The sequence below is a fragment of the Mycobacterium colombiense genome, from assembly GCF_001672755.1.
Taxonomy (GTDB): Bacteria; Actinomycetota; Actinomycetes; order Mycobacteriales; family Mycobacteriaceae; genus Mycobacterium; species Mycobacterium colombiense_C.
Window position 1 is genome coordinate 1 of the sequence record NZ_LZKI01000048.1, and the last position, 9,614, is coordinate 9,614.

A 9,614-nucleotide genomic window follows, 5' to 3' on the forward strand; every position below is an offset into this window, starting at 1 on the left:
ACCCGGATCTTGAGGTCGTCGGCGAGGCGCCGAGGGTTGGCCCGCTCGGCAAGCGAGTCGACGGTGGCCGCCAGCTGGTCACGGGCGACGTCGATGTCCTGCTTGATGGCTTCGGGGTCCCGGTCCGCCACTGTGTCCTCCAAGTCGCCCACTATCCGGCTCATGCACCTGCCCGAACTACCCTAGATCAGCTGGCGGTAACCCCAACGCTCCGGTGAACAGAAAGGGACCCACCTTGACCGAGACCACGCGGCTTGCACCGGGCGATAAAGCGCCCTCCTTCAGCCTGCCCGACGCCGACGCCAACTTGGTATCCCTGGCCGACTACAAGGGACGTCGCGTCGTCGTGTACTTCTACCCTGCCGCCTCGACGCCCGGCTGCACCAAGCAGGCGTGCGACTTTCGGGACAGCCTGGCCGAGCTCAACGGCGCCGGCCTGGACGTCATCGGGATCTCGCCCGACAAGCCGGAGAAGCTGGCCAAGTTCCGCGACGCCGAGATGCTGACGTTCCCGCTGTTGTCCGATCCCGAACGCAAGGTCCTGAGTGCCTACGGCGCCTACGGCGAAAAGCAGATGTACGGCAAGACGGTCACCGGCGTCATCCGCTCGACGTTCGTGGTCGACGAGAAGGGCAAGATCGCCGTCGCGCAGTACAACGTGAAGGCCACCGGCCACGTCGCCAAGCTGCGCCGCGACCTGGACGTCTAGCCCGTAATTGACCAACTGGTCCCGAGCGCTATGCGCAATCGCTGCTCAGCAGCTGACGGATGGGCCACCCTTCATGGGGCAGTAGGGAAGCACGCAGCTCACCGACGTTGTTGAGACCGCGAACGCCAGCAGTACCGCGACCAAGATCCTCTTAGCCTTCATGGCTTCCTTCCTAGTCGTTGTCCAGCTGCCGCCACGGCAGCCGCACCCCGCATCTCGTCCCTGGTGTTCGGCGTGTCCGAAGTGAGGCGACACCCCACCATTGCCCGACGTCCGTGCTAAGTAAACCAAAGTGGCGCTTACTTTTTGCCGCTTCGCTCGCACACTGCGGCCGCAAAAGGGCGGCTGTACGCCAACGCCTAGCGGCGATCGCCGATGACGGCGGCCTCGGCGTATTCGGTGATGGGCCGTGCGACCCCCTGTTCGTCGCAGACCCGCTGCAGCTTCTCCAGCGTCTCGTCGATCCCCGGCCCGAGCCGCTTACCGGGCGTGAAGGTGGCCGGCAGGTGCTGCATGCCCTGGATGACGCCGATCGTTGGATAGTGCACGGTGCCCTCGGGGTCGCAGCGGTAGTCGGGCATCCGGTCGAGCACCGCCGTGAGCATCGACTTGAACACCACCCGCGCGACGTTGGAGCCGATGCAGCGGTGGATGCCGAGCCCGAAGCTGAAGTGCCGGTTGTTCTTTCGGCTCAGGTCCAGCCGGTTCGGATCGGGGAACACCGCGGGATCGCGGTTGGCCATCGCCCAGGACAGCCACAAGCGATCGCCCTCCTTGAACTGCGTGCCCGCGATTTCGAGGTCGGCGGCGATCGTGCGACCGTCGCCGGGAGCGGGCGTGAAGTATCGCAGGAATTCCTCGGTCGCCGAGTCGAGCAGCGTTTCCGATTCCCGCCTCAGCAGTTCGCGTTGCTCGGGATTTTCACCCAGCCATTCGAGTGCGTGCGCCGTCAGCGCCGTCGTCGTGTCGAAACCTCCGCCGATGATCAAGCCGAGCATGCCGAGCAGTTCGGCGTCGGGGGCGGGTTCGCCGTCGATCTTCAGTCTCGCCAGCGCGTCGACTATACCGGGGCGTGGGTTCTCACGGATCTCGAGGAGGTGGTTGAACAAATCCGCGCCCATCGCCATCGTCTGCTCCAAAACCCTTGGGGCATCTGGGGAATCGGCGGGGGTGTAGACGTTGGCGTGGGCCGGCTCGCAGTACAGCTGCCACTTCTTCAGCGGAACGCCCATGATCGCCAGGGTCAGCACCGCGGGTACAACGTTCGCCAGATCGTCGACGAAGTCGATCCGCCCGGCTTCGATTTTCTCGTCGATGCTCGCCCGCACGATCTCGTCCACAAACGGTTTCCAGCGCCTGACGGCTGCCGGCGACAGGTAGGGGTTGAGAATGCCGCGGTAGGCGGAGTGCTCGGGTTCGTCCATCTCGAGCATGCCACCGCGGACGCCGGTGCCCTGCGGCAGTGTGGGAATGGTGATGCCCTTATAGCCGGTGCCTTCGCCGGTGACGTCGTGGTCGTTGGACACGTGCGGACACCGCGCGAGTTCGAAGACTTCCCGGTTGCCCGCGGCGACCCAATGCCCGTCGTAGGTGTCGGTCCACGCCACCGGGCACCTGGCGTGCATCTCCTCGGTGATCGCGCTGAACCGCTCGCGGTACTCCGGGGTGTGGCGGTCAAAGTGGTAACGGTTGGTCTTGCCGGCGTCTCCGGTCAGGGTGTTTTCCGTGCTCACGGTGGCGTCTCCTGCGGACGAGTGGCTGCGTCTAGAAGCAGTATGCAGCGAGACGGTCGGTCTCGTTAAGCATTCTGAGGGTCGAGTTTCCCGTTCACCCCAGGTTGGCCAGCAGCAGCGCCTCGGCGATGGCCGCGCGTTCCAGCACGTCCAGGTGCAGGCTCTCGTTGATGCTGTGCGCTTGCGTCGCCGGATCTTCCACTCCGGTGACGAGGATCTTCGCCTGCGGGAAGGCCTCGGCGAACTCGGCGATGAACGGGATCGACCCGCCCATGCCCATGTCGATCGCGTCGACGCCCCACGCCTGCCGGAACGCGGCCCGCGCGGCGTCGTAGACACCGCCGGTCGGGTCGATCGCGTAGGGCTCGCCGATGTCTCCGCGGGTCACGCTGACCTGCGCGCCCCACGGCGCATGCCGTTGCAGGTGCGCGGTCAAGGCGTCCAGGTGTGCCGCCGCGTCGCCACCGGGCGCGACGCGCATGCTGATCTTGGCGCGAGCCCGCGGAATCAGCGTGTTCGACGCCTTCTCGATGGGTGTGGTGTCGATGCCGATCACCGTGATCGCGGGTTTGGCCCACAGCCGCTGCGGCGCCGAACCCGAACCGATTTCGGACACACCATCCAGCAGCCCGGAGTCGGCGCGCACCCGCTCGGGCGGGTAATCGACTGCGGCGGCTGTACTTTCGTGCAGACCGGCGATTGCCACGTTCCCGTCGTCGTCGTGCAGGCTGGCCAACAACCGCACCAGCACGCTCAGCGCGTCGGGCACCACGCCGCCCCAGATGCCGGAGTGCAGACCGTGGTCGAGCGTCGCGACTTCGACGACGCAGTCGACCAGGCCGCGCAGCGTCACCGTCAGCGCCGGGATTTCGGTGCTCCAGTTGTCCGAGTCGGCGATGACGATCACGTCGGCGGCCAGCGCCTCGCGGTGCGCGGCCAGCAGCCGGCCCAGCGACGGCGACCCGGATTCCTCCTCGCCCTCGACGAACACCGTCACACCCACCGGCGGCTGCCCACCGTGCGCCCGAAACGCCGCCAAATGCGTTGCGATGCCCGCCTTGTCGTCGGCGCTGCCGCGCCCGTAGAGCCGGCCGTCGCGCTCGGTGGGTTCGAACGGCGGCGACACCCATTGGCTGCGGTCGCCCTCGGGCTGGACGTCGTGGTGGGCGTACAGCAGCACGGTCGGAGCGCCGGCGGGCGCGGGGTGGCGCGCGATGACGGCCGGCGCTCCCCCTTCGCTGACGATCTGTATGTCGCCGAAACCGGCCTGCGACAACAGATCCGCGACGGCCTGCGCGCTGCGGTGAACCTCGTCGCGGCGGCCGGGGTCGGCCCACACCGACTCGATGCGCACCAGGTCTTCCAGATCGCGGCGGACCGACGGCAACACCTCGCGGACGCGCTCAACCAGATCGCTCATGGGATCGAGGCTAGTCGGCGGTCGTCTCCAGGATCGCCACCGCGGCGGCGGTATCGGCCTCGTGCGTCAGCGAGACGTGAATGATCACGTCGGCCAGGTGTTTGGCGATGTCGCCACTCAGCCGGACCCGCGGGCGGCCCCACATGTCGGTGACCACCTCGATGTCGCGGTGGATGTCCTCCGGCAGCACCGGCCGCTGGGCGAACCGCGATCCCGACCACGCCTTGATCACGGCCTCCTTGGCGGCCCAGCGGGCCGCCAGGTGACGCGCCGCCGACGAACTCTTGTCCGACGCGTCGCGGCGCTCCCCCGGGGTGAACGTCTCGGAGAAGACGGTTCCCGGCTGGTCGACCTGCTCGGCGAAATCAGGGATGGAGACGAGATCGATCCCCACACCGACAATTCCCATGGGTCGCCAGGCTAACGGACCGACGTCATCCGGCGGAGACCTGGTAGGCCTCGCCGTCGCCCAGGCGTGAATCCGGGTTCAGCAGCATCGCCGCCTCCTGACGCTTCTCCGGCGCGTCATTGTCGAAGCGACGGTTCGGCGGACGCTCGTACATCGGCGCGCCACCGGCGATCGCCGAGGCCAGCCGCCGCTGACCGGCCAGCAGGCGCGCATCCGCACGCCGCTGGTAGTCCGCGCGCTGCTGCGGGTCGAGCGCGGCGACGAACGCCTGCGGGTGCACCAGCGCCACCAGGCCCGAAACATGGCCGAACCCAAGGCTGGTCACCAAGCCCGCCTTGAGCGGGAACTTCTCCCCGAGCCGCAGGGTTTCGCGCACCCACACGAAGTGGGCCGAGCCGGCCAGTTCGTCGTCGACACAGTCCAGGCTGCGGTTCGGCGGGACCACCCCGTCGCGCAGCATCTGGCACAGGCCCATCATCTGGAAGACCGCCGCGCCGCCCTTGGCGTGCCCGGTGAGGCTCTTCTGCGACACCACAAACAGCGGCGCGCCCTCGGAGCGGCCGAGCGAATCGGCGAGCCGCTCGTGCAGTTCGGTCTCGTTGGGATCGTTGGCCAGGGTCGACGTGTCGTGCTTGGAGATCACCGCGACGTCGTCGGCGCCCACACCGAGCTTGCCCAGCGACCGAGCCAGCGCCGAATCCTTGCCGCCGCGACCGGCGCCCAGCGCTCCCAGCCCCGGCGCCGGGATCGACGTGTGCACGCCGTCGGCGAACGACTGCGCGTAAGCCACCACGGCCAGCACCGGCAGACCCATCTTGAGCGCCAGGTCGCCGCGCGCCAGCAGGATGGTGCCGCCGCCCTGCGCCTCGAGGAATCCGAGCCGGCGCCGATCGTTGGGCCGGGAGAACTTCGAGTCGTGGATGCCGCGTCCGCGCATCATGGAAGTGTCGGCGGTGGCCGCCATGTCACCGAAGCCGATGATGGCTTCCAGCGTCAGGTCGTCGAATCCGCCGGAGACCACCAGCTCGGCCTTGCCGAGACGGATCTTGTCGACGCCCTCCTCCACCGACACCGCCGCGGTCGCGCACGCGCCCACCGGGTGGATCATCGCGCCGTAGCTGCCGACGTAGCTCTGAATGACATGCGCGGCAACGACGTTCGGCAGAACTTCCTGCAGGATGTCGTTCGGCTTGTTCCGGCCGAGCAGGTTGCCGTGATACATCGTCTGCATCGACGTCATACCGCCCATGCCGGTGCCCTGCGTGCTGGCCACCAGGCCCGGGTGCACCCACCGCATCAACTCGGCCGGGGTGAACCCCGACGACAGGAACGCGTCGACGGTCGCGACGATGTTCCACAGCGCCACCCGGTCGGTCGAGCTGGCCATGTCCTGGCTGATGCCGAACACGGTCGGGTCGAAACCGGTCGGGATCTGCGCGCCGACCGTCCGCGACAGCTTGGTCTTCCGCGGCACCCGAATCTCGGTGCCTGCCTTGCGGATGACCTGCCAGTCACTCGAGTCGGGCACCGGCCGGATGATCGTGTGTTCCGGATCGAACTCGACGAAGGCGCGCGCGTCGGCCTCCGAGGACACCACGAACGCGAAGTCCTTGTCCAGGAACACCGACACCAGCAGCGGCGACGCGTGATCGGGATCGATCGCGCCATCGTCGACGAACTCGCGGATGCCGCAGCGCTCGACGACGGTGTCGTGGTAGCGCTCGACCAGCTCGGACTCGTCGACCAGATCACCGGATTGCGTGTCGTACCAACCGGGTTGGGGGTCGTCCTCCCAGCGGATCAGGCCGGTGGTCCAGGCCAGTTCCAGGACGCCCGCCGCCGACAATTCGTTGTCGACCTCCATCTCGAAGCGGGTCCGCGACGAGCCGTAGGGTCCGAGTTCCGCGCCTCCGACGATGACCACCAGATCGGCCGGGTCGACGTCCAGGTCCGCCCATTCCGGCGGCGGCGCCGGGGTGAAGCCGCGCGGCGGTGACGGCAGCGCGGCAATGGTGCCCTCCGCGCCGGCCTCGTCGGCCGTTTCCTCGCCCGAGGTGGCCTGCTCGCGGGCCTTGGCGGCCAGCTCGGCCATGTCGAGGTTGGCCTCGCCCAGCCCGCCGGTCAGGTCCGCCTTGATCGGCGCACCGGCCGCGGCCACCTTGGACTCGATGTCGCAGAGGGACAGCAACATTGCCGCCATCTCGTCGGTCGAGTAGGTGGTGACGCCGGCCTCCTCGACCGCGTCGACGATGGCGTCGTTGTGCCCCATCAGCCCGGTGCCGCGGGTCCAGCCGATCAGCGCGTGCGCCAGGCTGACCCGTGCCGCCCACGACGATTCGGCGTGCCAGCGGCTCACCAGGGCGTCCAGCGCCGACTTCGCTTCACCGTAGGCGCCGTCGCCGCCGAACATTCCGCGGTTGGGCGAGCCCGGCAGGACCACGTGCAGCCGCGACGCGATGTCACGCTCGGCGCCGATCTTCGACAGCCCGCCGATCAGCCGCTGCACGGCCCACAGCAGCACCTTCATCTCCATCTCGGAGCGCGAGCCGGCCTCGGACAGGTCGCCCGCGACCCGCGGTGCGGCGAACGGGAACAGCAGCGTCGGGGTCTGCGCGTCCTTGATGTGAATCGATTGCGGCCCAAGGCTTTCGGTCTGCTCGGTACCCACCCACTCGACCAGTGCGTCGATGTCGGAGTAGGACGCCATGTTGGCCGCGACCACCCACAGCGCCGCGCCGAACCGGGCGTGGTCGCGGTAGAGCCCGCGGTAGAACGCGAGCCGTTCGTCGTCCAGCTTGGACGTCGTGGCGATGACGGTGGCACCGCCGTCGAGCAGCCGGCCGACGACCGATGCGGCGATCGAGCCCTTGGAAGCGCCCGTCACCACCGCGACCTCATGGCTGTACGGCCCGGGGTCCGGGTTCTCGGCGCCGGCCGCGATCCGCCCGTACAGCGATGCGTGAATCTGCCGGCCCCCGGACAGGGCCTTGCCCTGCCACCAGGTGGCCTGGGTGGCCACGACATGGCCTGCGCCCTCGAACCTTTCGGACAGCTCCACCCAGCGGGCGTCGATGTCACCCTCGTCGGTCAGCCAGAGCTTGACCAGGTCTTCGCGGGCGCTGGCCCACCGGTCGTCGAACAGCACGGCCTTCTTCGGCTCGAACACCGGTGCCACCAGCCGTGGCCAGTCGGCGCCGAGTTCGGTGGTCACCAGGTCGATGAGCTCGGCATCGGTGGCCGCCGGCGAAGCGCTGACCGGGTCGTCCAGGCCCAGTTGGTTGAGCACCAGGCGCGCCGCCGAGGCCAGGACGCCGTCGCGGCCGGTGATCTGGTCGGTGAATTCGCCCAGCGCGGCGGCGTCGATGGTCGCACCGCCGCCGCCACCGCCCGAAGACGGCAGCGCCACAGCGATGCCACGGCGCGCGGCGACGGAAGCCACCGCGGCGTCGATTGCCTTGTCGACGGCGGCGGCGTCGGCCAGTGCACCCTCGTGCAGGTGGCCCATGGCGCCGCCCCGGACACTGGTCCCCTCGCGGGTGCCCAGCGCGACCTCGACCGTGACGTGCTTGGCCCAGCCGTCGCCAAGCTCCCAGGTCTTCTTGACTCGCTCGGCGATGGCCCCGGGCCGCTTGCCCGACGGCCCCAGCACCGTACGCAGCTGGTCGTTGATCGCGTCGGAAAGCACTGGGCCGTAAGGCTTGTAGGTGCGCGCCAGCTTGGTGACCTGCGCGCGCAGCCCGGCCAGGTCGGCTTCGGCGGCGCCGTCGATGGCGCCCAGGTTCAGCTCCGAACCCAGGTCCACCAGCAGCTGGTTGCGCCGCGACGACGCGCCGTCGGTGATGGATTCGATGGAGTCCAGCTCCTCGATCTGGTCGATGCGCATCTTGGCCGACAGCGCGATCAGCGCCAGCGTGGCATCGGCGGCGTCGAACCCGATGTCGTCCGGTCGGGCCGCACCCGACGGCGCGGTCGGCGCGGCGGGGGCCGCCGGAGCGGCCGCCTCCGGTGCCGACGCAGTCTCGGCGGGCGCCTCGGGCGCGTCCTCCGGCTCCGGCTCGGGGTCGGTGTCGGTGGCGAACAGCACCGCCGCGTCGCGCTCGGCGTTGAGCACTTCCACTGTGCTGTGGGCATATTCGGGCAGCTTGAGGGTGTTGGTGGCCAGGCCCGCGACGGTCGGTGCGGACTTCACACCGATTTCGACGAACCGCTCCACACCCAGGCCGCCGGCGGCCTCCTCGGTGAACAGCAGGTCCTGGGTCTCGATCCAGCGCACCGGGCTGGCGAATTGCCACGCCAGCAGCTCGATCAGGACGATGCGGGCCATCTCGATGCGGCGCTCGGCACGCCAGGTGTCGTAGTCGGCCAGGATCGGGTCGAGCGGCTCGGCCGGCACCAGGTCGCGGATCTCCTGGATGAAGTCGCGGTCCAGGGTGAACGGACGCGGCACCAGGTTGGGGATGTAGCGCCCGATGATGACGTCGGGATCCTTGTCGCGCGGCATCACCCGGTCGAGTGATCGCCGGAACTCCGCCACACCGACGCGCAGCACGCGCGAGTGGAACGGCACGTCGATACCGGGCACCAAGATGAACGAGCGCTTGCCGCCGGTGATCTCGCGGCGCCGCTCTACCTCTTCCTCGAGCGCCTCCAGGCCGCGCACGGTGCCGGCGATCGCGTACTGCGACCCGCGCAGGTTGAAGTTGACGATCTCGAGGAATTCACCGGTCTTCGCCGCAATGTCGGCGACAAACCCCGGCACCTCGTCGTCGGGCAGGTCGATCTGCGACGGCCGAATGGCGGCCAGCCGGTAGTTGGACCGGCCCAGCTCGTCGCGCGGCACGATGTCGTGCATCTTCGATCCGCGGTGAAACACCGTCTCCAGCAGGGCTTCCAGCTCGTAGATGCCGGTCACGCAGGCCAGCGCGGTGTACTCGCCGACGGAGTGGCCGCAGGCGATCGCATCCTCGACGAAGGCGCCCTGCTCGCGCATCTCGGCGACCTGCGCCGCGGCCACTGTCGCCATCGCGACCTGGGTGAACTGCGTCAGGTACAGCACGCCCTCGGGGTGGTTGTAGTGCACACCGCTGGCGATGATGCTGGTCGGGTTGTCCCGCACCACATGCAGAACCGAGAAGCCCAGGGTGTCGCGGGTGAACTTGTCCGCCTTGTCCCACACCTTGCGGGCGGCCTTGGACCGGGCCCGGACGTCCATGCCCATGCCCTTGTGCTGGATGCCCTGGCCGGGGAAAGCGTAGACGGTGTGCGGGGCCGCCAGGCGGGCCGTCGCCGACATCACCAGATCCGAACCGATCTTGGCGGTGACCTCCAAAACCTCTGCCCCCA

Annotated in this window: 6 protein-coding genes; 1 reads left to right on the forward strand and 5 read right to left on the reverse strand. The window is 68.8% G+C overall.

Translation table 11 applies throughout. From position 1 onward, the window contains the following. Positions 1-131: DUF3618 domain-containing protein (locus A5708_RS26000; protein ID WP_155765901.1), on the reverse strand; the 131-nt coding region annotated here is incomplete at its 3' end. A 104-nt stretch (positions 132-235) separates the two neighbouring features. On the opposite strand from A5708_RS26000, the gene bcp reads away from it, so the two are divergent. Next, a complete protein-coding gene (gene bcp / locus A5708_RS06585) occupies positions 236-709 on the forward strand; it encodes a thioredoxin-dependent thiol peroxidase (protein WP_065027853.1) in 474 nt (157 codons plus the stop codon). A gap of 359 nt (positions 710-1,068) precedes the next feature. Here bcp and A5708_RS06590 read toward each other — a convergent pair whose 3' ends face one another. From A5708_RS06590 to A5708_RS06605, 4 genes are all read right to left on the reverse strand, one after another. After that, positions 1,069-2,442, reverse strand: a complete 1,374-nt coding sequence (locus tag A5708_RS06590; RefSeq protein WP_065027850.1) for a cytochrome P450 — start codon at positions 2,440-2,442, stop codon at positions 1,069-1,071. A gap of 94 nt (positions 2,443-2,536) precedes the next feature. After that, the gene (locus A5708_RS06595) at positions 2,537-3,862 is read right to left on the reverse strand and encodes a dipeptidase (RefSeq protein WP_065027851.1); all 1,326 of its coding nucleotides are present in this window, start codon (positions 3,860-3,862) and stop codon (positions 2,537-2,539) included. Positions 3,863-3,872: 10 nt separating this feature from the next. Continuing rightward, complete coding sequence (locus A5708_RS06600; RefSeq protein ID WP_065027852.1) at positions 3,873-4,271, reverse strand: holo-ACP synthase; 399 nt, start codon at positions 4,269-4,271, stop codon at positions 3,873-3,875. A gap of 25 nt (positions 4,272-4,296) precedes the next feature. Next, positions 4,297-9,614 (reverse strand): type I polyketide synthase (locus A5708_RS06605; RefSeq protein WP_155765915.1); only part of this gene is annotated, 5,318 nt, incomplete at its 5' end.